This window comes from Streptomyces sp. NPDC006624, from assembly GCF_040611555.1.
Taxonomy (GTDB): Bacteria; Actinomycetota; Actinomycetes; order Streptomycetales; family Streptomycetaceae; genus Streptomyces.
In genome coordinates this window covers 11,010-36,592 of sequence record NZ_JBEXOM010000013.1, presented here as the reverse complement: position 1 = coordinate 36,592, position 25,583 = coordinate 11,010, and the positions used below count along the sequence as shown (strand labels likewise).

25 protein-coding genes are annotated in these 25,583 nt (G+C 71.9%); 12 read left to right on the top strand and 13 right to left on the bottom strand.

What is annotated here, in order from left to right; translation table 11 throughout:
* Nucleotides 1-96: 96 nt before the first annotated feature.
* Together ABZY20_RS23315 and ABZY20_RS23310 are read right to left on the bottom strand one after the other, a co-directional pair.
* A complete protein-coding gene (locus ABZY20_RS23315; protein WP_356443457.1) occupies nt 97-432 on the bottom strand; it encodes a hypothetical protein in 336 nt (111 codons plus the stop codon).
* Nucleotides 429-746: a hypothetical protein gene (locus ABZY20_RS23310; protein ID WP_356443456.1), complete on the bottom strand. Its 318-nt coding sequence runs from the start codon at nt 744-746 to the stop codon at nt 429-431. Before ABZY20_RS23310 ends, ABZY20_RS23315 begins: the two co-directional genes overlap by 4 nt.
* Nucleotides 747-867: 121 nt before the next feature.
* Here ABZY20_RS23310 and ABZY20_RS23305 point away from each other — a divergent pair, with 121 nt between their 5' ends.
* On the top strand, nt 868-1,662 hold the full coding sequence (locus ABZY20_RS23305; protein WP_356443455.1) for a helix-turn-helix transcriptional regulator: 795 nt from the start codon (nt 868-870) through the stop codon (nt 1,660-1,662).
* Complete coding sequence (locus tag ABZY20_RS23300; RefSeq protein WP_356443454.1) at nt 1,655-1,876, top strand: DUF397 domain-containing protein; 222 nt, start codon at nt 1,655-1,657, stop codon at nt 1,874-1,876. Before ABZY20_RS23305 ends, ABZY20_RS23300 begins: the two co-directional genes overlap by 8 nt.
* A 124-nt stretch (nt 1,877-2,000) precedes the next feature.
* Here the strand turns inward: ABZY20_RS23300 and ABZY20_RS23295 are convergent, their stop codons facing one another.
* Nucleotides 2,001-3,407: a glutamate decarboxylase gene (locus ABZY20_RS23295; RefSeq protein WP_356443453.1), complete on the bottom strand. Its 1,407-nt coding sequence runs from the start codon at nt 3,405-3,407 to the stop codon at nt 2,001-2,003.
* Between the two features lie 37 nt (nt 3,408-3,444).
* Entirely contained in the window at nt 3,445-4,737 is a 1,293-nt protein-coding gene (locus ABZY20_RS23290) for an ion channel protein (RefSeq protein ID WP_356443452.1), read from the bottom strand.
* Between the two features lie 103 nt (nt 4,738-4,840).
* Between ABZY20_RS23290 and ABZY20_RS23285 the strand changes: the two genes are divergently transcribed.
* Nucleotides 4,841-5,602, top strand: coding sequence for a MerR family transcriptional regulator (locus ABZY20_RS23285; protein ID WP_356443451.1), 762 nt, complete (start codon nt 4,841-4,843; stop codon nt 5,600-5,602).
* Nucleotides 5,603-5,619: 17 nt separating this feature from the next.
* On the opposite strand, the gene ABZY20_RS23280 is transcribed toward ABZY20_RS23285, so the two are convergent.
* A complete protein-coding gene (locus ABZY20_RS23280) occupies nt 5,620-5,985 on the bottom strand; it encodes a YbjQ family protein (RefSeq protein ID WP_356443450.1) in 366 nt (121 codons plus the stop codon).
* 134 nt (nt 5,986-6,119) lie between these two features.
* On the opposite strand from ABZY20_RS23280, the gene ABZY20_RS23275 reads away from it, so the two are divergent.
* Nucleotides 6,120-7,046, top strand: coding sequence for a VTT domain-containing protein (locus ABZY20_RS23275; RefSeq protein WP_356443449.1), 927 nt, complete (start codon nt 6,120-6,122; stop codon nt 7,044-7,046).
* 66 nt (nt 7,047-7,112) lie between these two features.
* On the opposite strand, the gene ABZY20_RS23270 is transcribed toward ABZY20_RS23275, so the two are convergent.
* Nucleotides 7,113-8,810, bottom strand: coding sequence for a threonine/serine exporter family protein (locus tag ABZY20_RS23270; RefSeq protein ID WP_356443448.1), 1,698 nt, complete (start codon nt 8,808-8,810; stop codon nt 7,113-7,115).
* Between the two features lie 119 nt (nt 8,811-8,929).
* Complete coding sequence (locus tag ABZY20_RS23265) at nt 8,930-9,421, bottom strand: inorganic diphosphatase (protein ID WP_003991985.1); 492 nt, start codon at nt 9,419-9,421, stop codon at nt 8,930-8,932.
* A gap of 79 nt (nt 9,422-9,500) precedes the next feature.
* Between ABZY20_RS23265 and dacB the strand changes: the two genes are divergently transcribed.
* The 6 genes from dacB (at nt 9,501) to folE (ending at nt 17,165) form a co-directional block, all read left to right on the top strand.
* Nucleotides 9,501-11,087 carry a D-alanyl-D-alanine carboxypeptidase/D-alanyl-D-alanine-endopeptidase gene (gene dacB / locus ABZY20_RS23260; RefSeq protein ID WP_356443447.1) on the top strand — a complete coding sequence of 529 codons (1,587 nt, stop codon included), beginning with the start codon at nt 9,501-9,503 and terminating at the stop codon, nt 11,085-11,087.
* Between the two features lie 113 nt (nt 11,088-11,200).
* Entirely contained in the window at nt 11,201-12,331 is a 1,131-nt protein-coding gene (locus ABZY20_RS23255; RefSeq protein ID WP_356443446.1) for a zinc-dependent metalloprotease, read from the top strand.
* Between the two features lie 195 nt (nt 12,332-12,526).
* A complete protein-coding gene (tilS, locus tag ABZY20_RS23250) occupies nt 12,527-13,603 on the top strand; it encodes a tRNA lysidine(34) synthetase TilS (protein ID WP_356443445.1) in 1,077 nt (358 codons plus the stop codon).
* A gap of 60 nt (nt 13,604-13,663) precedes the next feature.
* Nucleotides 13,664-14,224: a hypoxanthine phosphoribosyltransferase gene (gene hpt, locus ABZY20_RS23245; protein WP_015658790.1), complete on the top strand. Its 561-nt coding sequence runs from the start codon at nt 13,664-13,666 to the stop codon at nt 14,222-14,224.
* Between the two features lie 186 nt (nt 14,225-14,410).
* Complete coding sequence (ftsH, locus tag ABZY20_RS23240) at nt 14,411-16,450, top strand: ATP-dependent zinc metalloprotease FtsH (protein WP_356443444.1); 2,040 nt, start codon at nt 14,411-14,413, stop codon at nt 16,448-16,450.
* 109 nt (nt 16,451-16,559) lie between these two features.
* Nucleotides 16,560-17,165 (top strand): GTP cyclohydrolase I FolE, encoded by a 606-nt coding sequence (gene folE, locus ABZY20_RS23235; RefSeq protein WP_356443443.1) that lies wholly within the window; start codon nt 16,560-16,562, stop codon nt 17,163-17,165.
* 9 nt (nt 17,166-17,174) lie between these two features.
* Here folE and ABZY20_RS23230 read toward each other — a convergent pair whose 3' ends face one another.
* The 6 genes from ABZY20_RS23230 to ABZY20_RS23205 form a co-directional block, all read right to left on the bottom strand.
* Complete coding sequence (locus tag ABZY20_RS23230; RefSeq protein ID WP_356443442.1) at nt 17,175-17,663, bottom strand: DUF3180 domain-containing protein; 489 nt, start codon at nt 17,661-17,663, stop codon at nt 17,175-17,177.
* 58 nt (nt 17,664-17,721) lie between these two features.
* Nucleotides 17,722-18,333 carry a 2-amino-4-hydroxy-6-hydroxymethyldihydropteridine diphosphokinase gene (gene folK / locus ABZY20_RS23225; RefSeq protein ID WP_356443441.1) on the bottom strand — a complete coding sequence of 204 codons (612 nt, stop codon included), beginning with the start codon at nt 18,331-18,333 and terminating at the stop codon, nt 17,722-17,724.
* Nucleotides 18,330-18,689: a dihydroneopterin aldolase gene (gene folB, locus ABZY20_RS23220; protein WP_356443440.1), complete on the bottom strand. Its 360-nt coding sequence runs from the start codon at nt 18,687-18,689 to the stop codon at nt 18,330-18,332. Before folB ends, folK begins: the two co-directional genes overlap by 4 nt.
* A 237-nt stretch (nt 18,690-18,926) precedes the next feature.
* Nucleotides 18,927-19,430, bottom strand: a complete 504-nt coding sequence (locus ABZY20_RS23215; RefSeq protein WP_356443439.1) for a nuclear transport factor 2 family protein — start codon at nt 19,428-19,430, stop codon at nt 18,927-18,929.
* Complete coding sequence (gene folP / locus ABZY20_RS23210; RefSeq protein WP_356443438.1) at nt 19,427-20,308, bottom strand: dihydropteroate synthase; 882 nt, start codon at nt 20,306-20,308, stop codon at nt 19,427-19,429. The genes ABZY20_RS23215 and folP overlap by 4 nt, the downstream gene beginning before the upstream one ends.
* A 349-nt stretch (nt 20,309-20,657) precedes the next feature.
* Nucleotides 20,658-22,499: a phosphatidylglycerol lysyltransferase domain-containing protein gene (locus tag ABZY20_RS23205; RefSeq protein ID WP_356443437.1), complete on the bottom strand. Its 1,842-nt coding sequence runs from the start codon at nt 22,497-22,499 to the stop codon at nt 20,658-20,660.
* 234 nt (nt 22,500-22,733) lie between these two features.
* Here ABZY20_RS23205 and ABZY20_RS23200 point away from each other — a divergent pair, with 234 nt between their 5' ends.
* Nucleotides 22,734-23,852 carry an alpha/beta hydrolase-fold protein gene (locus ABZY20_RS23200; protein ID WP_356443436.1) on the top strand — a complete coding sequence of 373 codons (1,119 nt, stop codon included), beginning with the start codon at nt 22,734-22,736 and terminating at the stop codon, nt 23,850-23,852.
* A 135-nt stretch (nt 23,853-23,987) separates the two neighbouring features.
* On the top strand, nt 23,988-25,361 hold the full coding sequence (locus tag ABZY20_RS23195; protein ID WP_356443435.1) for a hypothetical protein: 1,374 nt from the start codon (nt 23,988-23,990) through the stop codon (nt 25,359-25,361).
* Nucleotides 25,362-25,583: the final 222 nt, after the last annotated feature.

The following is a 25,583-nucleotide window of genomic DNA, read 5'->3' as shown; positions in this document are numbered from 1 at the left end:
CGTGACGGGAGGACGGCTGGTGCCCCGGACCGGGAGGGAGGCGCGGTGGTGAGAAGGTCCTCCCTCAGTCCTCTGCCCCGGAGCCTGGCCACCCCCTCACGGCGGACCTGCATCGGGGGAGGGGGCGCCGGCCCTGACGTCCGTGTACACGCGCAGGCGGGCGCCCCTGCTCTCCGCAATGCGGCACACGTCGGCCAAGGCCTCGCTCATACGGGCGAGGAGGTAGCGGAGCTGGACGGCGGTCACGTGCTCGTCGTCGAGCATGTCGGCGAGGTGGGCGAGGAGGTCGCCGGCCATGCCGAGCTGGACGCTCTCGACGGTGTCGGCGGCCCGGGAGAGGCGACCGCTGCCGTCGGTCAGGAGATAGCAGGGCCTTCCTTCGGGGCTCGCCCAGGGCAGGAGGCGTGCGGGGGTGAGGGCGTGGTGCGTCATGCGGTCAGTCCCAGGCGGTGCGTCGGGTTCGGGTGCGGGCGGATGTGGATGCCCTGTGGGGCGATCAGCAGGGAGCCGCGCCGGGCTTGCCGGCGTCGCTCCTGCTCTCGCCGCTCGTGCGCGATGACGTAGGGGCGTACGAGGTTGTGGTCCTCGCCGCGGAGGGGGCGTGCGCCGAACTGGCGCGGGGACGGCCCTTGGGTGGGTGGGGGCGGGGGCTCGTATCCGTCCCGCGCGTCGAGCCGGCGTCGTCCCGTACCGGGGGCGACGAGGCTGAGCAGCGGTTCGAGGAGGCGGGCGATGAGGCCGAACATGGGGTGACTCCGTGATCGATGTCGCGTTCTGTAGCGATCGACATACAGAGTGAGACGGCCCGTATTAGGCTCGCCAGGGGGTTCGAGGTGACAGAGCATTTGTCACAGGGGAGTTGATCTCGTGGGCACCAACTACGGCGACTGGCTCAAGGAGCAGCGCGAGGCGGCCGGGCTGACGCAACAGCAGCTGGCCGAGGCGGCGGTCATGACTCGAACGCACATCGCGCACATCGAGGCGGGACGCCGGGTGCCGTCACGGGAGGACGCGCGGCGGCTGGACAACGCGCTGAACACGGGGAATGTGCTGAGCCGGTTTCTGCCGCAGAACGATCGCGCAGTCGCCGACCACTTCGAAGCAGCGCGAGCGTTCGAACAACAAGCCACGATGATCCGCGAGTTCGCTCTGTCCTATGTGCCGGGCATCCTTCAAACGGAGAGGTACATGCGTGCGGTTCTGCGCGTCGCCTTCCCTCCGCTGGGGGAAGAGGAATGTGACAGGGCTGTCGTCACACGGCTGGAGCGGGCGGAAATCCTGGCAGATCCGGTCACGCCCGTAGTGTGGGCTCTGCTGGATGAGGCCGTGCTGCGTCGGCCGGTTGGTGGGGCGGACGTCATGGCGGAGCAGATCATGCACGTTGTTCGCTTGGCCGAGGTGAATCGCGTTCGCGTGCACGTGTTGCCCTTCGGCTTGGGCGCCCACCCGCTGCTGCAAAACATGCTGACCCTCATGGGGTTCGAAGACCAGCCGCCGGTGGCCTACGTCGAGGGTCTGCACACGGGCGTGGTGCATGACTCCCCGGCGATGGTCGAGCGGTTCCGGGACACTTACGATCTCGCGCTGGGCGACGCCCTGCCGCAGCGCGAGTCACTGGCCCTCATGAGAGCGACAGCGAAGGATTACGGACACCATGACTGAGCACAGCATCTCGGATGCATCCATAGCGATCGGTTGGCGCAAGTCGTCACACAGCGGGCCTGATCAGGGGAGCTGTGTCGAGGTGTTGGACCACTTTCCATCGGGTGTCCCCGTACGCGACTCCAAGGACCCCCAAGGACCGGCCCTGATCATTCCGGGGTCCGCCTGGTCGGCGTTCGTCACGGCGGTCAGGAGCGGCGGCTTCCCTTCCTGACCGCCTGCTGACTCACGTCCACGCGTCCGCCGGTCGACGGCGACGTCCTTGCGGACGAGCGACTTCTGAGAAGGGGGTCTCAGAAGTCGCGATGGCCGAAGGTGCGAATCCAGCAGCCCCCCGCCTAGTGATGGAACCCGGTCGCCGCCCCCTTGTCCCGGGTGAAGGGGTGCGGCTGCCGGCGCAGCTCCGGCAGCAGCCGCTCCAGGTCCTGCGCGAGCAGCTCGGCGAGGTCGGAGGAGAAGCCGTTGCGGCACACCACCCGCAGCACGGACAGGTCCTCCCGGTCGCGCGGGAAGGTGTACGCGGGCACCAGCCAGCCCCTCTCCCGCAGCCGCCGTGACACGTCGAAGACGTCGTACGCCGTCACCTCCGGCGCGGTCGTGAAGGCGAACACCGGCAGCTGGTCGCCACGGGTCAGCAGCCGGAAGTCCCCGAGCTCCGCCACCCGCCCGGCCAGCTCCGTGGCCACGTCCCGGGCCGCCTGCTGCACGGCCCGGAAGCCGTCCCGGCCCAGCCGCAGGAAGGTGTAGTACTGCGCCACGACCTGCGCGCCCGGCCGGGAGAAGTTCAGCGCGAAGGTCGGCATGTCGCCGCCCAGGTAGTTCACCCGGAAGACCAGCTCCTCCGGCAGCGCCTCCGCGTCCCGCCACAGCGCCCAGCCCACACCCGGGTAGACGAGGCCGTACTTGTGCCCCGAGGTGTTGATCGACGCCACCCTCGGCAGCCGGAAGTCCCAGACCAGGTCCTCGTCGAGGAACGGCGCGACCATGGCGCCGGACGCCCCGTCGACGTGCACGGGGATGTCCAGCCCGGTCCGCTCCCGCAGCGCGTCCAGCGCCGCGCACAGCTCGGCGATCGGCTCGTAGGACCCGTCGAAGGTGGAGCCGAGGATCCCGACGACCCCGATGGTGTTCTCGTCGCACAGCTCGGCGGCGGCCTGCGGGTCCAGGTGGAAGCGCTCGCCCTCCATCGGCACCGTGCGGGCCTCCACCTCCCAGAAGGTGCAGAACTTCTCCCAGCAGACCTGCACGTTCACGCCCATCACCAGATTGGGCCGGGCGCCCGGGTAGCGGTCGGCGTTGCGTTTCGCCCAGCGCCGCTTCAGGGCCATCCCGGCGAGCATGCACGCCTCGCTCGACCCGGTCGTCGAGCAGCCCACCGCGCGCGCCGGGTCGGGTGCGTGCCACAGGTCGGCGAGCATCGCCACGCAGCGCCGCTCCAGCTCGGCGGTGCGCGGGTACTCGTCCTTGTCGATCATGTTCTTGTCCCGGCACTCCGCCATCAGCACCCCGGCCTCCGGCTCCATCCAGGTGGTGACGAAGGTGGCCAGGTTCAGTCGGGCGTTGCCGTCGAGCATCAGCTCGTCGCGCACCAGCTGATGGGCGGTCAGGGGGGCCATGGGCCCGTCCGGCAGCCGGTGCGTGGGCGGGGCCTCGGCCATGTCGCCGACCGGGTTGGCGGGGCCGATGAAGGGGTTGACGGACAGCCGGCGGTCGCGGGACCGGCGAGGTCCTTCGTTGAGCGGCAAGACAGCCTCCGGGTGGGGGGTCGGGAAGGGAGCGGAGTCAGCGGACCGGTGTGCCGTCCTCGCGCAGCTGCATCTGCGGCCGGCCCGTCACCAGCAGCCAGGCGGGCAGCGACACCATGCACAGCAGGGCGAGGATCCCCGGCGAGGAGACCAGCACCGCGGCGACGAACAGGCTCACCCAGCCCTGCCGCGTGACGGCCAGCAGCACCCCCAGCACCGCGGAGGACACCCCCACGGCGGGAGGCACCTCGGGCACCAGGGCGTGCGCGCACAGACCGAGGGCGGTGCCGACGAACACGGCCGGGAAGATCCGCCCGCCGCGGAAACCGCAGGACGCGGCGACCAGCAGCGCGGCCAGCTTCACGACCGCCATGACGGCGAACTCCCCGGCCGTCCAGCCGTCCGGGTCGTGCGCCAGCGTGGTGATCTCGTCGAGCCCCTTGAACAGCGTCAGATGGCCGCCCAGGGCGGCGAGGGCACCCAGGACGGCGCCGCCCGCCGGGAGCATCAGCATCGGGTGCCGCAGTCGGCCGAACGCCCCGTGCACGAAGGGGAAGGCGTACACGGCGGCCATGCCGAGCACCGCCCCCGCCGAGGCGACCACGCACGCCGCCAGCAGGTCGCCCAGGCCGGGGTGCCCGAAGGGCGGCAGGTCCAGGTCGAAGCTCGGGTGGTCGACGAGGCTCACGGTCAGGGAGCCGGCCGCCGCGGCGGTCAGCGGCGGGAACAGGCTGTCCCACAGCAGGCCCTGCGCCTTCTGCCGCTGCCCCGCCAGCGCCTCCGAGATCACCAGCGCCGCCGCCACGGGCGTGCCGAACAGCGCGCCCATCGTCGCCGCCTCCGCCAGCGCCGGCCACATGCGCCCCGGGACCCGGGGGACGAACCTGCCGCCCAGCCAGACCGCCAGCGCCACGTTGACGGTGATGACCGGGTTCTCCGGGCCCAGACTCGGCCCGCCGGCCAGCATCAGCCCGGTCGCCAGCACCAGCCCGGGCAGCACCACGGGCGGCAGGACCGGGGCGTCCAGCCCCACGGTGGCCGGGTCCGGGCCCGCGTGGCCCGGCGCCTTCCACACCACCAGCCCGACCGCGACACCGGTCGCGACCAGGACGACGAACATCCACACCACGGAGTACCGGCCGATCCCCAGCGCGTCCGGCACGATCTCCCACAGCAGCGCCTGCAACTGACGGGCGGAGACCTCCACGCCCACCAGGACCAGGCTGCACACCACGCCCACGACCAGCGCGGGCACGATCGACGGCAGCAGGGTGCGGGCGGGAGTCGCGGGGGTGACGGAGGGCGCCTGCGGCACGGAGTCCTGGACCACGCGCACACCATAAACGCGTCAAACGGGATGAAACAGAAACACGCTTGCACCTCACGTGGCGTGAGGCCCGACCGTGGAGCACGGAAGGAAGAAGGGAGCGGAAGTGAGCTACTCCGTGGGACAGGTCGCGGGCTTCGCCGGCGTCACGGTGCGCACGCTGCACCACTACGACGCCATCGGCCTGCTCGTCCCCAGCGAGCGCAGCCACGCGGGCCACCGGCGTTACGGCGACGCGGACCTCGACCGGCTGCAGCAGATCCTGTTCTACCGGGAACTCGGCTTCCCCCTCGACGAGGTCGCCGTCCTGCTCGACGACCCGGACGCGGACCCGCGCGCGCACCTGCGCCGACAGCACGAACTGCTGACCGCCCGGATCGAGAAGCTGCGCAAGATGGCGGCGGCCGTGGAGCACGCCATGGAGGCACGCAAGATGGGACTGGATCTCACGCCCGAGGAGAAGTTCGAGGTCTTCGGGGGCAAGGACCCGGAGCAGTACGCCGACGAGGTGGAGGCGCGCTGGGGCGACACCGACGAGTACGCCGAGTCGCAGCGCCGCACCGCGCGCTACACCAAGGAGGACTGGCAGCGCATCCAGGCCGAGGCCGCCGACTGGGCGGAGCGCTACGGCGCCCTGATGGCGGCCGGCGAGGAGCCCACCGGCGAGGCCGCCATGGCCCTGGCGGAGGAGCACCGGCAGCACATCTGCACGCACTTCTACGCGTGCTCGTACGAGCTCCACCGCTGCCTGGGCGAGATGTACGTCTCCGACGAGCGCTTCAAGGAGTTCTACGACGGGATGGGCCCGGGTCTGGCCGAGCACCTGAAGGACGCGATCGCCGCGAACGCGGCGCGTCACACCTCCTGATCCCCGGCCCGGGGGGCTCACTCCCGGGCCAGGACCACCGCCGTCCCGTAGGCGCACACCTCGGTGCCCACGTCCGCCGCCTCCGTGACGTCGAAGCGGAACGCGAGCACACCGTTGGCTCCGCGGGAGCGCGCCTGCTCGACCAGGCGCTCCATGGCCTGGTTGCGGGTCTGCACGAGCGTCTTGGTCAGGCCGCGCAGCTCGCCGCCGACCATGGACTTCAGCCCGGCGCCGATCTGGCTCCCCAGGTGCCGGGAGCGCACGGTCAGGCCGAAGACCTCGCCGAGCACCTCCTGCACGCGGTAGCCGGGAACGTCGTTCGTGGTGACGACGAGAACGTCGGGCTGAGGGCCCTGTCCGCCGCCGTATTCGTCGATGCCCATGTCCACAGCTTTGCCCGGGGCGGGCCACAGTGCATCCTGATTACCCCCATGGAACCTGGGCCATGACGGCTGCGTTGATACTTTGAGGCAGTCAGCCCCAGCCCGTACCCCACAGCAGCAGGAGCCACATCCCCGTGACCACGCTTGCGCTCGGCCCCGAGTGGCTCAGCCCGGACTACCTGATCTCGACGTTCAGCCTGCCCGGCATCCTGCTCATCGTCTTCGCCGAGTCGGGACTCTTCGCGTTCCTGCCCGGCGACTCCCTGCTGTTCACGGCGGGCCTGTTCGTCGCCGAGGGGACGTACATCACCCAGCCGCTGTGGCTGGTCTGCACGCTGATCGTGCTCGCCGCCGTCATCGGCGACCAAGTGGGCTACATGATCGGCAAGTTCCTGGGCCCGAAGCTCTTCAACCGTCCCAACTCCAAGCTGTTCAAGCAGGAGAACCTGGACAAGGCCCACGAGTTCATGGAGAAGTACGGTCCGAAGGCGATCGTCCTGGCCCGCTTCGTCCCCATCGTGCGCACCTTCGCCCCGATCGTCGCCGGCGCCGGCCGCATGCAGTACCGCACCTTCCTGACGTACAACGTCATCGGCGGCATCGCCTGGGGCACCGGCGTCACCCTCGCGGGGTACTGGCTCGGCCAGATCGGCTTCATCAAGAAGAACGTCGAGTCGATCCTCATCCTGATCGTCCTGCTCTCCGTCGTCCCGATCATCGTCGAGTACCTCCGCGACCGCTCGAAGAAGAAGCGCGCGGCGGCCGGGGCCCCGGCCGAGCGGCAGCAGGCGGCGCCCCCGATGGACGACGCGACGACCCAGCTCCGCCGCATCACGCCGCACGACCAGCCGTCCCACCACCAGCAGCAGCCGTACGGCGACCAGCAGTACTACGACCAGTACCCGCAGAGCCCGGGCTACGGCCAGCAGCAGCCGTACGGCCAGCAGGCACCCCACGGCCAGCAGCAGCCGTACGGCACGCAGCAGCCCTACGGCACGCAGCAGCCCTACGGCACGCAGCAGGGCGGCGGCGGTCAGCGGCCCTACAACGGCGGCTACTGAGCCGCGCTCCCGGCGCGCGACAGGCGCCACGGACGCCACGGACCGCCGGCGGGCCGCCGAGCGGACCTAGAAACCCCTGGTCCGCTTGGCGGCCCGCCGCTTCTCGGCGGACCCGATCCGCAGGAACATCCGGGAGATCTCGGACCCCAGGTTCACCCCGATCGCGATGGCCATGGCCAGGGCCACCGCCTTGGACAGCGACACCAGCCCCTGGTCCACCTCGTTCTGCGCGATCGCCAGCAGCCCGAAGTACGTGGCGGAACCGGGCAGCAGGGGCCCGATCGCCGCGGTCGTGAAGGGCAGCGCCGAGGCGAACTGGTACCGGGACAGCAACTGCCCGAACAGCCCCACGAGCCCGGCGGCCGCCGCCGTGGAGGCGACCGGTGAGATGCCGCCCGCGTAGTGCATCGCGCCGTACACGATCCAGGCGACGCCCCCGTTGAGCGTCACCCACACCACGGTGGACCGTTCCTGCTGGAGCAGCACGGCGAACGCCAGGGACAGCAGCATCGACGCCCCGATCAGCAGCACCGGCTGGTCGGACACCCCGAGCGCCGCGTCGGGATTCAGCCGCGCGCCCAGCTGCACGCCGAAGTACAGCACCAGCAGCACACCGGCGACGATGCCCACGAAGAAGTAGAGGACCTCCAGCAGACGCGCGGACGCGGTGATGTAGAACCCGGTCAGCCCGTCCTGCACCCCCGCCACCAGCGCCCGCCCGGGCAGCAGCGCGAACAGCCCACCGGTGATCACCGCCGAGGCCCTCACGTCCACATGGCCCAGCGTCAGCGCGACCCCGATCGCGGCCGGCGGCATCGCGGCCACCGTGAACTGGTAGAACTCCGGCAGTCCCCGCCCGGCGCACAGCCACGCCAGCCGGTCGCCGAGCATCGCGCCGAGCGCCGCCGCGACGAACACGATCAGGTCACCGCCCACCAGCACGGAGGCCGCGCCCGCCAGCAGCCCGCTCGCCCCGGTCAGCGCCCAGCCGGGGTAGGGGTGCCGGTTGCGGCGGATCTCGGCGAGCCTGCGGTAGGCCTCCTCCAGGGAGACGGCCGTCTCGTCGTCGCTGAGGTCGTCCACCAGCTGGTACACGGCCGCGAGGCGGGTGTAGTCGGTGCCCCGGCGGCGCACGGTCCGGGAGGCCGTGATGGGGTCGTCGACGAGGGACGGCTGGTACGAGATCGCCAGCAGCGTGAAGGTGACGTTGGGCTCGCAGCGGTCCAGGCCGTAGGACCGGCAGACGGCGAACATGGCCGTCTCCACGTCCTCGGCGCCCTCACCGCCGGCCAGCAGCAGCTCGCCGATGCGCAAGGTCAGGTCGAGCACGCGCGGCACCGCAGGCCCGGCCTCGTCGTGGCCGCGCTGGCTCGGCTCCGGCGCCGGCCGCTCCGCCACCGGCATGCGCAGCATCGTGCGCATCCGGTCCTGCCACGGCACGTCCTTGGTCAGACTGACCGCGGGGATCCCGGTCGGCGGCGTGAAGGCCGACAACGCGTGCTGGGCGCTGAAACCGCTGGGCGGGGTGAACGCCGACCCCTCCTGCTCCGCCGAGGGCGGCACCTGCACGCCCAGCCCGTCCGGAACGGCGAACTCGGACGTCGTCTCGGACTCCGTGGCGTGGGTCCGGTGCAGGGCCAGCCCCTCGGGGATCGCGAACTCGGACGTCGTCGACATGTCCCCGTCGACGCCGGCCCCGGCGGGGGGCTGGAAGCCACTCCTCGCCTCGTCCGACCTCGGCTTGCGGTCCTCCGCTTCCGTCACTGCCCGGTGCTCCCTGAACGACACGTCAGCCTCGTACCCACCACAGCCTCAGTATGCGCACACAGAACGAACGGGCCGCACGCGAGGGCGTGCGGCCCGTGAGCACCAAGAGGCGCAGGTCAGTGACCGCCCTGCTCCTTGAAGCGCTTGTAGGAACGCTCGATCTCGGCCTCGGCGTCCGTGCGGCCCACCCAGTTGGCGCCCTCGACGGACTTGCCGGGCTCCAGGTCCTTGTAGACCTCGAAGAAGTGCTGGATCTCCAGGCGGTCGAACTCCGACACGTGGTGGATGTCGCGCAGGTGCTCCACGCGCGGGTCGTGCGCCGGCACGCACAGCAGCTTGTCGTCGCCGCCGGCCTCGTCCGTCATCCGGAACATGCCGATCGCGCGGCACTGGATGAGGCAGCCGGGGAAGGTCGGCTCGTCCAGGATCACCAGCGCGTCCAGCGGGTCGCCGTCCTCGCCGAGGGTGTTCTCGACGAAGCCGTAGTCGGCCGGGTAGCTGGTCGAGGTGAACAGGCGACGGTCCAGGCGGATCCGACCGGTCTCGTGGTCCACCTCGTACTTGTTGCGCGAACCCTTCGGAATCTCGATCGTGACGTCGAACTCCACCGGTGGCTCCTCCATGATCAACACACAGTTCTGGTGGTTAAGTGTCCCTCACGCAGGTGTGTGATCGCGAAAGGGGCTGGTGGTCGTGCCGGAGCTGCGTCCTTGGCGGGCCGCGAGACCGCACGTGGTGCGGATCGCGGACGCCGTACGACCGCACCTGGCCCGGGCCGCCGCGGCCGCGAGACCGGCGGTCGCACGGCTCGCACGGGCCGGGAAACCACAGGTCGCGCGAGGCGCGGGGCCGAAGACCTGGCAGTACACCGCCGGGGCCGCCACCGCCGGTCTGGCACTGGCCGCCGGTGTGGTGACCGCCGCCGGTCCCTGGGACTCCACGGGCCAGCGTACGGCCGAGCGCGACCGGGCCGTGGCCCTGGGACGCGCGGGTGGCACAGATCACGGCGGCATCCCCGGCGCGCCGAGCCGCCCCCGCCCGGCCCCCAGCGCCGGACCCGTCCTGACGGGCCTCGGCGGCGTCAGCACGGTGAAGTCCGCCCCGGACGGCAAGATCCTCGCGGACGCGCTCACACCCCTGCTGAAGGACCCGGCACTCGGACCCCGGCCCGCCGCCGCGGTCGTCGACGTCACCACCGGCCGGCGCCTGTACGGCGCGAAACCGGACGCCGCGCTCACCCCGGCCTCCACCACGAAGATCGCCACGGCCGTCGCCGCGCTGTCCGCGATGGGCGCCGACCACCGCCTCACCACCCGTGCCGCGCTGGAACCCGACACGAAGGAAGTCGTCCTGGTCGGCGGCGGCGACCCCACGCTGACCGCCCGCGAGAACGCCGACGGCATGGCGAGCCTGCGCACCCTGGCCGCGCAGACCGCCGCCGCCCTCGCCCAGCGGGGCGTGCGCGACGTGACCCTCTCGTACGACACGACCCTCTACGCGGGCTCCCAGAAACACCCGATCGGGGTCAACCCCAACCTCGCCCTCGTCAGCCCCCTGATGGCGGACGAGGGCCGCACGGACGACTCGACCAGCGGCCCGGTCACGCGCGTCGAGGACCCGGCGGCGGACGCGGCCCGCCGCTTCGGCGACCTGCTGAAGTCCCACGGCGTCAAGGCCACCGCCCCCGGCCCGTCCAAGGCGACGACCCGCGCCGAGACCCTCGCGAAGGTCTCCTCGCCCCCGCTGTCGGCCCTCGTCGAGCGCATGCTGACCCACAGCGACAACGACATCGCCGAGGCCCTCGCCCGCCACACGGCCGTCGCCACCGGCGGCAAGGCCGACTTCGCCGGAGCCGACAAGGCGATCGGCTCCCGGCTGCGCGCGCTCGGCCTGCCCGTCAAGGGCGCCGCCTTCAAGGACGGCAGCGGCCTGAACCGCGCCGACCGGATGACGCCCGCCCTCCTGACGGCCCTGCTCGCGAAGGCGGCCGACCCGGCCCACCCCGAACTCCGCCCGGCCCTCACCGGCCTCCCCGTCGCCGGCTTCACCGGCACCCTGACCACCCGCTACACGGACGGCGCGGCCGGCGTCGTCCGGGCCAAGACCGGCTCCCTCTCGGGCGTCAACACCCTCGCGGGCACGGTCGTCGACCACGACGGCCGCCTGCTGGCCTTCGCCTTCATGTCCACGGACACGCCCCCGGGCACCGAGGCGGCGACGCGCAAGGCCCTGGACAAGCTGGCCACGACCCTGGCCGACTGCGGCTGCCGCTGAGGTGGCCTGACCGGGGAGGGCCGACCGCTCGGCCCGCGGCGCCGAACACCGGGCAACTGCGCCCGGCCCTCGTCGCCCTGCCCCAGTGGCGGGCGCTCACGTACGGTTGACGCATGACGAGCATCGGTGGTGCTGCCTCATCCGGCATGGTCGACTGGAATCTCGCGGTCGCGACCGCGACCCGGCTCGTGAGGCCGGGCCCCGAGGTCAGCCGCGACGAGGCCCGGGCCGTCGTCGCGGAACTGCGCAGGCATGCCAAGGCCTCGGAGGAACACGTCCGCGGCTTCACCCGGCTGGACACCGAGGAGGGGCACGACACCCCCGTCCTCGTCGTCGACCGCCCGGGCTGGATCCGGGCGAACGTCGCCGGGTTCCGCGAGATCCTCAAACCCCTGCTCGACAAGATGGAGGAGCGGCGCGGCAGCGGCGCGGGCAACGCGGTCATGAGCGCCGTGGGCGGCAAGGTCACCGGCGTGGAGCTCGGCATGCTGCTGTCCTTCCTGGCCTCCCGCGTCCTCGGCCAGTACGAGACCTTCGCCCCGGCCACCCGCGAACTCCCCGCGGGCCAGAGCGGCGGCGGCCGGCTCCTCCTGGTCGCCCCGAACATCGTCCACGTCGAGCGGGAACTCGATGTCGAACCGCACGACTTCCGGCTCTGGGTGTGCCTCCACGAGGAGACCCACCGCACCCAGTTCACCGCCGTGCCCTGGCTGCGCGACCACCTCGAGGGCGAGATCCAGTCGTTCCTCGCGGAGACCGACGTCGACCCCATGACCGTCCTGGAACGCGTCCGCGAGGCCGCCCAGAGCCTCGCCGGGGGCCGCCCCGAGGGCGAGGAGGACGACGGGGGCCGCTCCCTCGTCGAGATCGTGCAGACCCCCGCCCAGCGCGAGATCCTCGGCCGCCTCACCGCCGTGATGTCCCTGCTGGAGGGCCACGCCGACTTCGTGATGGACGGCGTCGGCCCCGCCGTCGTCCCGTCCGTCGCCGAGATCCGCGAGAAGTTCCAGCAGCGCCGCGCCAAGGGCGCCTCCCGCCTGGACCTCGCCCTGCGCAAACTGCTCGGCCTGGACGCCAAGCTCCGCCAGTACCGCGACGGCGAGCGCTTCGTACGGGCCGTCGTCGAGGAGGTCGGCATGGACGGCTTCAACCGCGTGTGGACCTCGCCCAACACGCTGCCCACCAAGACGGAGATCGCCAAACCGGCGGACTGGATCGCGCGGGTGCACCGCAAGTCCGAGTAGTGAACATCGGGGGGAGGTCGTGAAAGAGAACCGGCCGACGGCAGGCAAACGCCCCTCCAATCACCCGTCCGAGGGACCGTGAGGGAGGGGTAGGCGTGCAATGCTCGGGGAACGGCCCGGTTCTGTCACCATCTACACACTCTGCGTGACCGTCCTCGGGTTCACCCCCCGAAAACTTCATGAAGGGAACCGGACATGGGTCCCCATCCTGCGGTCGCGGCGATACGCCTGGCGGTTCGCCGCGTCCTCCACGACCTCCTCACCGAGCACCACCGCGCCCCCGCCGCGGTCCCGCACGCCCTCGCACAGGAGCCTTCCCCCGGCTCCCCACCGCGCTCGAACGGGGAGGTGCCCCCACCCCCGCCGCTCGTGCTCGTGGCGTGCTCCGGCGGCGCCGACTCCATGGCCCTCGCCTCCGCCCTGGCCTTCGAGTCCCCCAAGCTCGGCGTCAGAGCCGGCGGCGTGACCGTCGACCACGGTCTGCAGCCCGGCTCCGACGTACGCGCCGCGGAAGTCGTCCAGCGCCTGCACGAACTCGGCCTGGACCCCGTCGAGTCCGTCACCGTCACCGTCGGCCGCGCCGGCGGGCCCGAGGCCGCCGCCCGCGACGCCCGCTACGCCGCGCTCGACACCGTGGCCGAGCGGCACGGCGCCGCGGCCGTCCTGCTCGGGCACACCCGCGACGACCAGGCCGAAACCGTCCTGCTCGGCCTCGCGCGGGGCTCCGGCATCCGCTCCCTGTCCGGAATGGCCGCGGTCTCGGGGGCCGGCGGCCGTTACCGCCGCCCCTTCCTGGAGCTCGACCGGCAGACCGCCCGCAAGGCCTGCATGGTCCAGTCCCTGCCCGTCTGGGACGACCCGCACAACGCCGACCCGGCCTACACCCGCTCCCGGCTGCGCCACGAGGGCCTGCCCGCCCTGGAGAAGGCCCTCGGCAAGGGCGTCGTCGAGGCCCTCGCCCGGACGGCCCAGCTCTCCCGCGACGACGCCGACGCCCTGGACTCCTGGGCCGCCCAGGCCGAGGCCACCGTCCGCGACGCCGCGGGGATGCTGGAGTGCGCCAAGCTCTACGCCCTGCCGCCCGCCGTACGCCGGCGGATCCTGCGCCGGGCCGCCATCGCGGCCGGTGCCCCCGCGGGCTCGCTGTTCGCCCGCCACCTCGAGGAAGTCGACCGGCTGATCACCGGCTGGCGCGGTCAGGGGGCCATCAACCTCCCCGGCAAGGTCGTGGCACGTCGGCAGGGTGGCAGACTGGTGATTCGGCAGGGCTGACGCCGACCCCTCCGAGCAGTCGGAGGCGGAGCCGCTCAGCCGGTGGGACGACCGAAAGTGATGCGGGTGGACGCGAAAGACATGGGTGCCGACCTCCAGCAGGTGCTCATCACCAAAGAAGAGATCGACGCCAAGCTGGCCGAGCTGGCAGCGAAGATCGACGCGGAGTACGCGGGCAAGGACCTGCTGATCGTCGGAGTCCTCAAGGGCGCGGTGATGGTCATGGCCGACCTCGCCCGGGCGCTGTCCACCCCCGTCACGATGGACTGGATGGCCGTATCCTCGTACGGAGCGGGCACCCAGTCCTCGGGTGTGGTGCGGATCCTCAAGGACCTCGACACCGACATCAAGGGCAAGCACGTCCTCATCGTCGAGGACATCATCGACTCCGGCCTGACGCTGTCCTGGCTGCTGTCGAACCTCGGCTCCCGCGAGCCGGAGTCGCTCAAGGTGTGCACCCTGCTGCGCAAGCCGGACGCGGCCAAGGTCGCCATCGACGTCGAATGGGTCGGTTTCGACATCCCCAACGAGTTCGTCGTCGGCTACGGCCTCGACTACGCCGAGAAGTACCGCAACCTCCCGTTCGTCGGTACGCTCGCGCCCCACGTCTACGGCGGCTGAAACCCCGGCCGGGGTGCCGTGACGGTGATCGGGAACCCCGGCGGGCTTCCCGCCGTTGGAGCATGCGTAGACGGATCGCCAGCCGCACCGCGCAGCTTCAGGTGACAATGCTGGGGTACCGTCCGAAGAACAGTCTTTATCAAACTCACTATGGCAGGAGGGACGGGGCGGCACCGCTCCGTATGGATGGACGTGAAGCGATACTTCCGTGGGCCGGTCATGTGGATCGTGCTGGCCGTCCTCGCCGTGGTCGTGTTGATGCAGGTCGTCGGCTCGTCCGGCGGCCACAAGACAGTGGACACCGGCCAGGTCGTCCAGGCGATCAACCAGAACAAGGTGGAGTCGGCCAAGCTCACCACCGGTGACGAGCAGACCATCAAGGTCACGCTCAAAGACGGCGTGAAGGTCGAGGGCAGCTCGAAGATCCAGGCGAGCTACATCGGCGACCAGGGCGTTGACATCGCCAACACGCTGCAGAACAAGTACCAGGACAAGCAGATCCCGGACGGCTACACGGTCTCGCCGTCCAAGCAGAACCCCTTCGTCGGGATCCTGCTCTCCCTGCTGCCCTTCGTTCTCATCGTGGTCGTCTTCCTGTTCCTGATGAACCAGATGCAGGGCGGCGGCTCCCGGGTCATGAACTTCGGGAAGTCCAAGGCCAAGCTCATCACCAAGGACACCCCCAAGACGACGTTCGCCGACGTCGCCGGTTCGGACGAGGCCGTCGAGGAGCTCCACGAGATCAAGGAGTTCCTGCAGGAGCCGGCCAAGTTCCAGGCCGTCGGCGCCAAGATCCCCAAGGGCGTGCTGCTCTACGGCCCGCCCGGCACCGGCAAGACCCTGCTCGCGCGTGCCGTCGCGGGCGAGGCGGGCGTGCCGTTCTACTCGATCTCCGGTTCCGACTTCGTCGAGATGTTCGTCGGTGTCGGTGCCTCCCGAGTCCGTGACCTGTTCGAGCAGGCCAAGGCGAACGCCCCGGCGATCGTCTTCGTCGACGAGATCGACGCGGTCGGCCGCCACCGCGGCGCCGGCCTCGGCGGTGGTCACGACGAGCGCGAGCAGACCCTGAACCAGCTCCTCGTCGAGATGGACGGCTTCGACGTCAAGGGCGGCGTGATCCTCATCGCCGCGACGAACCGGCCCGACATCCTCGACCCGGCGCTGCTGCGCCCCGGCCGCTTCGACCGGCAGATCGCCGTCGACCGCCCGGACATGCAGGGCCGTCTGGAGATCCTCAAGGTCCACCAGAAGGGCAAGCCGGTCGCCCCGGACGTCGACCTGTCGGCCGTCGCCCGCCGCACGCCCGGCATGACGGGTGCCGATCTGGCCAACGTGCTGAACGAGGCCGCCCTGCTGACGGCCCGCAGCGACCAGAAGCTGATCGACAACCACATGCTGGACGAGGCGATCGACCGCGTGGTCGCGGGACCGCAGAAGCGGACCCGGATCATGTCGGACAAGGAGAAGAAGATCACCGCGTACCACGAGGGCGGACACGCCCTGGTCGCGGCGGCCTCGCCGAACTCCGACCCGGTCCACAAGATCACGATCCTGTCGAGAGGCCGCGCCCTCGGCTACACGATGGTGCTGCCGGACGAGGACAAGTACTCGACCACGCGCAACGAGATGCTCGACCAGCTCGCCTACATGCTGGGCGGTCGCGCGGCCGAGGAGCTCGTCTTCCACGACCCGACCACGGGTGCCGCCAACGACATCGAGAAGGCCACCGGCCTCGCCCGCGCCATGGTCACGCAGTACGGCATGACCGAGCGCCTGGGTGCGATCAAGTTCGGCGGGGACAACACCGAGCCCTTCCTCGGACGTGAGATGTCCCACCAGCGCGACTACTCGGAAGAGGTCGCCGCGCTGGTCGACGAAGAGGTCAAGAAGCTCATCGAGACGGCGCACAACGAGGCCTGGGAGATCCTGGTCGAGAACCGCGACGTCCTCGACAACCTCGTGCTGCAGCTGCTGGAGAAGGAGACGCTGGGCAAGGAGGAGATCGCCGAGATCTTCGCCCCGATCGTCAAGCGCCCGCCCCGGCCCGCCTGGACCGGCTCCTCCCGCCGCACGCCGTCCACCCGTCCGCCGGTGCTCTCCCCCAAGGAGCTGGCCCTGACGAACGGCGCGAACGGCGCGACCCCGGCCATCAGCACCGTGAAGAGCACCGCGGCGGACCCCGCCCCGGCGCCCGAGCGGATGCCGGAGGACCGCCCCGAGAGCTGAACGCAGCGCTCCCGGCGGCCACCGGCCCCGGAATGAAAGCCGCGCCCCCCAGGTTTTAGCCTGGGGGGCGCGGCTTTTCCGCCATGAGGGACACAGGAACGAGGCACAGATGACCGACCCCGTGACGCTGGACGGCGAGGGCCAGATCGGCGAGTTCGACGAGAAGCGCGCCGAGAACGCCGTCCGCGAACTTCTGATCGCGGTCGGCGAGGACCCGGACCGCGAGGGCCTGCGCGAGACACCGGCGCGGGTGGCGCGGGCGTACAAGGAGATATTCGCCGGGCTCTGGCAGCAGCCCGAGGACGTCCTGACGACCACGTTCGACCTCGGTCACGACGAGATGGTGCTCGTGAAGGACATCGAGGTGTACTCGACCTGTGAGCACCATCTGGTCCCGTTCCGCGGTGTCGCTCACGTCGGGTACATCCCGTCCACCAGCGGAAAGATCACCGGGCTGTCCAAGCTGGCCCGGCTCGTGGACGTCTACGCCCGGCGTCCGCAGGTGCAGGAACGACTCACCACGCAGATCGCGGACTCGCTGATGGAGATCCTGGAGCCGCGCGGGGTCATCGTGGTCGTGGAGTGCGAGCACATGTGCATGTCCATGCGCGGGATCCGCAAGCCGGGTGCGAAGACGCTGACGTCGGCGGTGCGGGGGCAGCTGCGGGACATGGCGACGCGGAACGAGGCGATGAGCCTCATCATGGCCCGCTGACGCCGCGCGTCAGGCCGTCGGGGCCACGCCGGTGCCGTCGTTCTCGTCGTCCTCCGGGAGCTTGCAGACGCGCTCCAGGAACATCGCGGCCGCTATGACGCCGATGCCCGCGACGACCGAGAGGCCGGCGTAGATGGCCTGGTCGCGGCGGGCGGGGATCTCCAGGGACTCCAGGAGGAAGACGCCCGTGCCGCCGTACATGCCGGAGACGAGGGCGGCGACCAGGGCGCTGGCGTGGCCGAAGACCACCGCGCGGGCCGCCATCATGGGGTCGACGCCCTTGGCGTCGGGCCGGCGCTCGCGCTGGGCCTTGAGGCGGGCGCGCAGCGAGAGCGCCGTGGCCAGCAGGACCACGGCGATCAGCGCCAGGACGATGGGGGCGGCGAGGGGGACGCTGGGGAGCGTGCCGATCGCGCTCCACAGGCGGGCGCCCGCCCAGGACAGGACCCCGGCCACGACGAACACGCCGGCCAGCAACCTGATGCGCAGCTCTTTCACGGTGTCCCTTCGGTTCCCCCGGTTCCGGCCCCGTTCACGGCCGTCTTGACCTTAACGGCTACTCGGGCAGCCGGAGTTCCAGGTCCCCGCGGGGCGTCACGCCCTGACGGGTGACCACGTCCAGCAGCGCGGCCACCGGGCCGTGGCCGGGGAGCTGCGCCTCGGGGTCCAGGTCGTGCCAGGGGGCCAGGACGAAGGCGCGCTCGTGGGCCCGGGGATGGGGGAGCGTGAGCCGCGGGTCGTCGGAGACCACGTCGGCGTAGGACACGATGTCGACGTCGAGGGTGCGGGGGCCCCAGCGCTCGTCGCGGACGCGGTGGAAGGCCTCCTCGATCGCGTGGGCGCGCTCCAGGAGCGACGAGGGCGGGAGGGTGGTCTTGAGGACCACGACCGCGTTGAAGTAGGCGGGCTGGCTGTCGGCGTCGACGCCCCAGGGCTCGGTCTCGTAGACGGGGGAGACGCCCTTGATGCGCAGGCCCGGGGTGTCGCCGAGGGCGTCGACGGCGCCCTGGAGGGTCTCCAGGCGGTTGCCGAGGTTGGAGCCGAGCGCGACGACCGCCCGTTTCGGATTGGACAGCGTGGTGTCGGCGGCGTCGACCTTCTCGGTGACGGAGGCGGGTACCGGCTGGACGGTCGGGTCGCTGGGACCCTTGATGAAGGGTGCAGTCATCCTCGGCTCCGGGTGATGGTGACGGTCACGTCGTCGAAGGGGACGGTGATCGGAGCCTGCGGCTTGTGGACGCAGACCTCGACCTCCTGAACCCTCTCGTGCTTCAGACAGACCTGGGCGATGCGCTCGGCCAGCGTCTCGACGAGGTCGACGGGCTCGCCCTCGACGACGGCCACGACCTCCTCCGCCACGATGCCGTAGTGCACGGTCTTCGCCAGGTCGTCGTCGGCCGCGGCCGGCCGGGTGTCCAGGCCGAGGACGAGGTCCACGACGAAGGTCTGGCCCTCCCTGCGTTCCTCGGGGAACACACCGTGGTGCCCGCGGGCCTTCAGGCCGCGCAGCGCGACACGATCCACGCGAATCACTCCTGCAATCGTCGGTGACGGCCGGTCCGTGCCGTGTGCGGGCGGCACACCGGCCCCGGTCGAATCTACCTGCGAGCACGGACGGGGCCGGGCCACGGGGGTGCGGGCCCGGGGCGGGCCCGGCAGGATTCATCCAGCGTTTCCCCTGGGGAATCCGGTGGCTCACGGGTTGGTAGCGGCCCATACCCGGGGGGCCGTGATTCCAACCACTTCCCGTCTCCTGCCCACTCAGGCGGGGGTGTCGTCGCCCTCGTCCTCGTCGTTCTCGGCCAGGACGGGGGAAGCGTGGTGCGACCAGAGTTTCCACCCCTGGGGCGTGCGCCGGAACACGTTGGTGGCGACCACGAGCTGCCCGACGAGCGGGCCGAGCTCCTCGTCGCCCTGGGGGGCGGGGCCGCCGCTGAGGATGTTCTCCGTGCAGGTGACCAGGGCGGTGTCGCCGGTGACGGAGACGTGCACGTCGGTCAGGAAGAACTGGATGTAGTCGGTGTTCGCCATGATCAGGGCGTAGGAGCGCAGGACCTCGCCGCGGCCGGTGAGCACCGGCCAGCCCGGGTGCACGCAGGAGACCACGCCGCTGTCGGCCGGGTCGTGGTAGCTCTCGTCGACGCCCAGGTCGGAAGGGGTCAGCCAGAGCGACGCGAGTTCCTCGAAGTCGCCCTGTTCCAGCGCCTCGTAGAAGGCGGTGTTGGCGGCTTCGACCTGTTCGACGTCGGTGTGCGGGGCGCTCACCGGGCTCCTTCCGCGCCGGTGCGGGCCCCTTCCACGGCGCGCGCGACCCGTACGGCGTCGGCGGTGGCGCGTACTTCGTGGACGCGGACGGCCCACGCGCCGGCGTGCGCGGCGAGGGCGGAGACGGCGGCGGTGGCGGCGTCGCGTTCGCGGGCGGGCGGGGGCGGGGCGTCCGGGCCGGCGAGGACCCGGCCGAGGAACCGCTTGCGGGAGGCGGCGACGAGCAGCGGGTGGCCCAGGCCGAGGACCCGGTCGAGACGCGCGAGGAGGGCCAGGTCGTGCTCGGCGTCCTTGGAGAAGCCGAGGCCCGGGTCGACGACGATCCGGTCGGGGGCGATGCCGCCCGCCAGGACGGCCTCCACGCGCGCGTGCAGCTCGTCGACGACCTCGGTGACGACGTCGGCGTAGACCCCGCGGACGTTGCCGCCCTGGAGGAAGCCGCGCCAGTGCATGACGACGAAGGGGGCGCCGGCGTCGGCGACGGCCGGGATCATGCGGGGGTCGGCCAGGCCGCCGCTGACGTCGTTGACGAGGGCGGCGCCGGCCGCGAGGGCGCGGGCGGCGACCGAGGCGCGCATGGTGTCGACGGAGACGGTGACGCCCTCGGAGGCCAGGCCGCGCACGACGGGGACGACGCGGCGCAGCTCCTCGGCCTCGTCCACGCGGGTGGCGCCGGGGCGGGTGGACTCGCCGCCGACGTCGACCAGGTCGGCGCCCTCGCTGACCAGGTCGAGGCCGTGTTTGACGGCGGCCGTGGTGTCGAAGAAGCGGCCGCCGTCGGAGAAGGAGTCGGGGGTGACGTTCACGACTCCCATGACCGCGCAGCGGTCCCATTCCGGCAGGCCCGCGACGCGCCCGCGTCCGCTCTGGTTGCTCATATGTTCAGCGTAGGCCCCGGCGGGGGCCGCCAGACGCCGCGGCCCGGGCCGAATGGACGCGGGGGCGCGTACGCGGGGGCGCGTGCGCGGGCGGGGTGGGGGGTGGGGGAGGTGCTGGGTTCTGTGTGCGTGGGGGGTGGGGTGGGGAAGTACGCCGGGTCCTGTGTGGGGGTGCGTGCCGGGCTGCTGCTGCGGCGGCGCGGTCTGCGGTGCCTGGCCGTGTGGGGGCCGGGGGGCGTCGTACTGATGGGGCCCTGGGCGGTGGGGGGAGCGCCGGGCGTGGTCGGGAGGGGGCGGCACCGGGCCGTCGTGGGCCGGGCCCGGTGCCGTCGGGTGGTGGGTGTCCGTGTCACGCCGCCCGGACGCTGTGTTCCGGCGCGGGCGCCGGTGTGTGGGTGCACGGACGGCGGTCTTCCGGGCGCCGGCGGCGCAGGAAGCGCGGCAGCGGCAGGGCGAGGTTGACGAAGCCCTCGGCCTGCAGCGCGGCGATGCCGATGCGCGGCAGGTCGGCGGAGGCGCGGTAGACGACGAAGCGGGGCTCCCAGCGCGGCCGGAACTTGGTGTTGAACTTGTACAGCGACTCGATCTGGAACCAGCGCGAGAGGAAGACCAGCAGTCCGCGCCAGGCGCGCAGCACCGGCCCGGCGCCGATCTTCTCGCCGCGTGCCAGGGCCGCGCGGAACATGGCGAAGTTGAGGGAGACCCGCTCGATGCCGAGCTTCGGGGCGGCCTGCAGGGCGGCGACGATGAGCAGTTCGTTCATGCCGGGGTCGGCGGAGCGGTCGCGGCGCATCAGGTCGAGGGAGGCGCCGTCGGGGCCCCACGGCACGAAGTGCAGGATCGCCTTCAGATCGCCGTAGGGGCCCGGCCGGTCGTCCTGTTTGTGGGCGGTGGCGATGAGGCAGTCGCCGTCGGCCGGGTCGCCGACGCGGCCCAGGGCCATGGAGAAGCCGCGTTCGGTGTCGGTGCCGCGCCAGTCGTCGGCGGCGCGGCGGATGCGCTCCAGTTCGGCGTCGCCGAGGTCACGGACACGTCGTACCCGGGTCTCGTAACCGGCGCGCTCGATGCGTTTGACCATCTGGCGCACGTTGCGCATCGCGCGGCCGGCGAGGGAGAAATCCCCGACGTCCACCACCGCCTCGTCGCCCAGTTCCAGGGCGTCGAGCCCGGTCTCGCGGGTCCAGACCTCGCCGCCGGTCTCGGAGCAGCCCATGACGGCGGGGGTCCAGGAGTGGGCCCTGGCCTCGTCCATGAAGCGTTCGATGGCGCCGGGCCAGGCCTCGACGTCGCCGATCGGGTCGCCGCTGGCGAGCATCACGCCGGAGACCACGCGGTAGGTGACGGCCGCCTTGCCGCTGGGGGAGAAGACGACGGCCTTGTCGCGGCGCAGGGCGAAGTGGCCGAGGGAGTCGCGGCCGCCGTGCCGCTCCAGCAGGGCGCGCAGCCGGGCCTCGTCCTCCCCGGTGAGCCGGGCGGCCGGGTGTTCGGGGCGGAAGGCCAGGTAGACGGTGGTGACGGCGGTGAGCAGGCCGAGGGCGCCGAGGGAGAAGGCGACGGTCCAGGAGGTGCTGCCCCGGTAGGCGACCGGGCCCTCGAAGCCGAACAGGCCGTAGATGACGTGGGCGATGCGGTCGGCCATGCTCGGGTCGCCCACCATGCGGTCGCCGTGCACGCTGACCACGAGCAGGCCCAGCAGCAGCGAACCGGCGCTCATGAGCACGAAGTTGGCGAGTGCCCGCCAGCGGCTGCGCGGGTCGGGCAGGGCGTCGAACTGGTCGCGGTGGCGCAGCAGGGGGGCCAGCAGCGCCAGGGACAGCAGGACGCCGACCACGGAGTGCCGGTAGCTGAACTGCGCGACGGCACCCGCCGGGAGCAGGGCCACTGCCGCCCGCCAGGCCCGGCGTTTGCCGCGCTTGAGGCCGTGGGCGAGCAGCAGCAACAGCACGCCGGCGCTGAGGGACAGGGCGGCCGCGAACGGGCCGAGCGCGCCGGGCAGGACCTCGGCGAGGGCGTGCATCCGGCTGTGCCGGAAGCGGGGGAAGACGCCCGCGGCGATGTCCAGCAGGCCCACGAGGGCGCAGGCTCTGCCGGCGAGGACCGGGACGGCCTCGGGGCGTGGCCCGCGCAGCATCCGGCCCAGCCGGCCCGTGGGCGCCGTACCGCCGCGGCGGCCCGGAACCTCACCCGACATTTCCTCATCTGTCCTGACAGACATCGCATCCCGTGGTTCTGCGAGTGACCTTGGATCCGGTGCCGATTCGGGCATCCGGCGACATTGCGCCCTCTAGGACGGTGTCTCAAGGGGAGAGGTTCACTCCCCGCGTCAAAGCCGCTTCCAAGGCCGAGGAAAGTCCGGGCCAAGCCCGCGCGAAGGTGTACGCGCACGGGCCTGGCCGGGCGGAGAGTGCGAGCAGGTGACCACCCCATGGGTCTGACGAGCAACAACGTGCTGGTGCCGACGGTGCTGTCCGCCGTGCTGCTGTTCGCCGGCACGGTCTGGCTGTGGCCGAGGCTGGCCCGGCGCACCTGGCGTGCGGTGGGCGGGCGGATCGCCCTGCTGCTGGCCACACAGCTGGCGCTGTTCGCCGCGGTGGGCCTGGCCGCCAACCAGGCCTTCGGGTTCTACGCGAGCTGGGCGGACCTGTTCGGGCAGGAGAAGGAGCAGGGCGTGGTCGTCGACCACGCGGGGCGCGGCGGCGGGCTGGAGGTGGTCGGTTCGCGGCGGGTGCCGGGGGCGGGCGGGGCGCGGCCGGCGGCCGGGGGCAGGATCCACGAGATCGGCGTCACGGGCCGTACGACCCGTATCTCCACGCCCGCGTACGTCTATCTGCCGCCGGAGTACTTCCAGCCTCAGCACCGCACGCGCCGATTCCCCGCCGCCGTGGTGCTGACCGGATATCCGGGCACGGCGTCGGCGCTGGTGGAGAAACTCCACTATCCGCGCACGGCACTCCGGCTGGCCGGGGAGGGACGCGCGCGGCCGATGATCCTCGTCATGCTGCGGCCCACGGTGGCGCCGCCCCGGGACACGGAGTGCGTGGACGTCCCCGGCGGGCCGCAGACGGAGTCGTTCTTCGCTAGGGATCTGCCCGACGCGCTGCGCACGCACTACCGGATCTCCCGGGAGCCCGGCGGTCTCGGCATCATCGGCAACTCCACCGGCGGCTACTGCGCGTTGAAGATCGCCCTGCACCATCCCCGGGTGTACGCGGCGGGGGCCGGTCTGTCCGCGTACTACAAGGCGCCGATCGACGCCACGACGGGCGATCTCTTCCAGGGCGACAAGGGGCTGCGCAATCGCGCCGACCTGTGGTGGTACCTGGCGAACATGCCCGCTCCCGACACCTCTTTGCTGGTCACCAGCAGCAGACGGGGAGAGTCCAACTACCGGGACACGGTGGAGTTCATCGACCGTGTGAAGGCCAACGGGCGGACGCGGATCTCGTCGATCGTCCTGGAAAGCGGCGGGCACAACTTCAACACCTGGAGGCGGGAGATTCCGGCGGCGCTGGAGTGGATGAGCGGACGGCTGAACGCAGGTTGAGCATGATCCCGGGAATTGCGTGGCCGGTTGATTCCGCTTCTTCCCGGGTTCTGATGCCGCGTGACTCTCTTGATATGGCTTTGTTTTTGCGGGGTGGCTCACCATGATTCGCCTACGCGCGGTAAGTTTCTGGCCATGCCACGTGGACGTCATCGCCATTCCCCGCCCTTGCACAGGCTGCTGCCCCCGTCGGCGATCGCAGGCGTCTCCCTCGTCTGCGCCCTGGGGCCATGGGTGTTCACGGAGCCGGCCGTGCTCCGCGGTCTGGCCGCGGCCGCCGCGGCGACGGCGGTCATCGGCGCGGTCGTGCTGCGCCGCTGGGACATCCAGGCGGGCAAACGCGTCGCCGACCTCACGCGCGCGCGGGCGAGCGACGAGTGGCGCTTCGAGGAGCGGGTCGCCGAACTGGAGTCCGACCTCGAGGAGTCGCGCGAGCTGCGCGCGAAGCTGGAGCAGCGGCTGCGCGCCAAGCGCGCGGAGCTGGCCGGGCTGCGCAACGAGCACGCCGCGCTGCTGCGCCGGTACGCCACGTCGGAGACCGAGCGCGCGAGCGTCCTGGAGGAACGCCGGGTGCTCGAGATAGAGGCCACGGCTCCGGTGCGGGCCGCGCTGCCGGCGGGCGCCTCCGGCGCGGCCGGCGCGCCCCAGGGCCCGGAGCAGGCGGCCCCCGAAGGTTCCGGTTCCGGGGCGCCGGATGCCGGGGCCGCGGCCGGCGAGGCGCTCGCCGTGGCGGAGGGGCCCGCGGTCCCCGCGGTGTTCTCGCCGGAGGGCTCCCGGCTGTTCCTGCGGGCCAAGGCGGCGCTCGCCCGGTTCGACGCCGAGACGGTCCCGGACCCGGACGGCGGCGGGGACGGCGACGGCGACGGCGTCCCGAAGGGGGACGACGACGCGGAGCCCGCGCAGGAGGGCGAGCGGGAGCAGCCCGAGCAGCGGGAACAGGCCCCGCAGGACGAGCCCCGGCGGCAGTCCGGTGCGGTGGACGAGCACGCGACCGCCGCAGCTCCCACCGCTGCCGACGATGACGCCGCTCGCTCCGGTGCCGATGCCGATGCCGATGACGCCGCTCGCTCCGGTGCCGACGGCACCGGTACTCCCGCGGAACCGGTTGCCGCCCCCGAGACGCAGGACGCCTCGGCCGACGCGCAGGCCGAGGGTGAGCGGCTGCCGGAGCGGGCCCGTGCCGGGCAGGCGGTTTCCGGTCACTTCACCGTGCCGACCGCCGTGGCCGTCGCCCCGCAGACGCCGACCCGGCGCCCGGTGAGCGAGGGCGGGTTCGACTTCTTCGGCACCAAGAAGGGCACCTCGCGCGCCGCCCTGGAGGCCGTGCAGAACGAGGATCTCGCCGACGTCGTCGGCCAGGAGGCGCTCGCGCTGCACAAGGCCGAGACCGAGGCCCGGTACAAGCCGGCGGACGCGGAGTCGCGCGGCATCGGCCAGGTCATCGACCTGACGGCGCACGACGAGACGGAGCAGATCGACGTGCAGGGGCTGCGCAGCGCGGTGTCCTGACCCCTGAGGTGAGCGAAGGCCCCCGGCGCCGGCCGGGGGCCTTTCGCGTGCCGGCGGTGCGGGTCACGCCGTCCGGCTCGCGCGTGTCAGGGCATCCGGCTCGGGCGGTCTCGCCGTCCGGCTCGGGCGTGTCAGGGCATCCGGCTCGGGCGGTCTCGCCGTCCGGCTCGGGCGTGTCAGGGCATCCGGCTCGGGCGGTCTCGCCGTCCGGCTCGGGCGTGG

Bases quoted from the DNA above. Each gene is read 5' to 3' on its own strand.
- ABZY20_RS23315 (WP_356443457.1), bottom strand. From the start codon at position 432: ATGACGCACCACGCCCTCACCCCCGCACGCCTCCTGCCCTGGGCGAGC.
- ABZY20_RS23310 (WP_356443456.1), bottom strand. From the start codon at position 746: ATGTTCGGCCTCATCGCCCGCCTCCTCGAACCGCTGCTCAGCCTCGTC.
- ABZY20_RS23300 (WP_356443454.1), top strand. From the start codon at position 1,655: ATGACTGAGCACAGCATCTCGGATGCATCCATAGCGATCGGTTGGCGC.
- ABZY20_RS23280 (WP_356443450.1), bottom strand. From the start codon at position 5,985: ATGGGCATCGACGAATACGGCGGCGGACAGGGCCCTCAGCCCGACGTT.
- ABZY20_RS23255 (WP_356443446.1), top strand. From the start codon at position 11,201: ATGACGAGCATCGGTGGTGCTGCCTCATCCGGCATGGTCGACTGGAAT.
- tilS (WP_356443445.1), top strand. From the start codon at position 12,527: ATGGGTCCCCATCCTGCGGTCGCGGCGATACGCCTGGCGGTTCGCCGC.
- hpt (WP_015658790.1), top strand. From the start codon at position 13,664: ATGCGGGTGGACGCGAAAGACATGGGTGCCGACCTCCAGCAGGTGCTC.
- ftsH (WP_356443444.1), top strand. From the start codon at position 14,411: ATGGACGTGAAGCGATACTTCCGTGGGCCGGTCATGTGGATCGTGCTG.
- folE (WP_356443443.1), top strand. From the start codon at position 16,560: ATGACCGACCCCGTGACGCTGGACGGCGAGGGCCAGATCGGCGAGTTC.
- folK (WP_356443441.1), bottom strand. From the start codon at position 18,333: ATGACTGCACCCTTCATCAAGGGTCCCAGCGACCCGACCGTCCAGCCG.
- folP (WP_356443438.1), bottom strand. From the start codon at position 20,308: ATGAGCAACCAGAGCGGACGCGGGCGCGTCGCGGGCCTGCCGGAATGG.
- ABZY20_RS23205 (WP_356443437.1), bottom strand. From the start codon at position 22,499: ATGTCGGGTGAGGTTCCGGGCCGCCGCGGCGGTACGGCGCCCACGGGC.
- ABZY20_RS23200 (WP_356443436.1), top strand. From the start codon at position 22,734: ATGGGTCTGACGAGCAACAACGTGCTGGTGCCGACGGTGCTGTCCGCC.
- ABZY20_RS23195 (WP_356443435.1), top strand. From the start codon at position 23,988: ATGCCACGTGGACGTCATCGCCATTCCCCGCCCTTGCACAGGCTGCTG.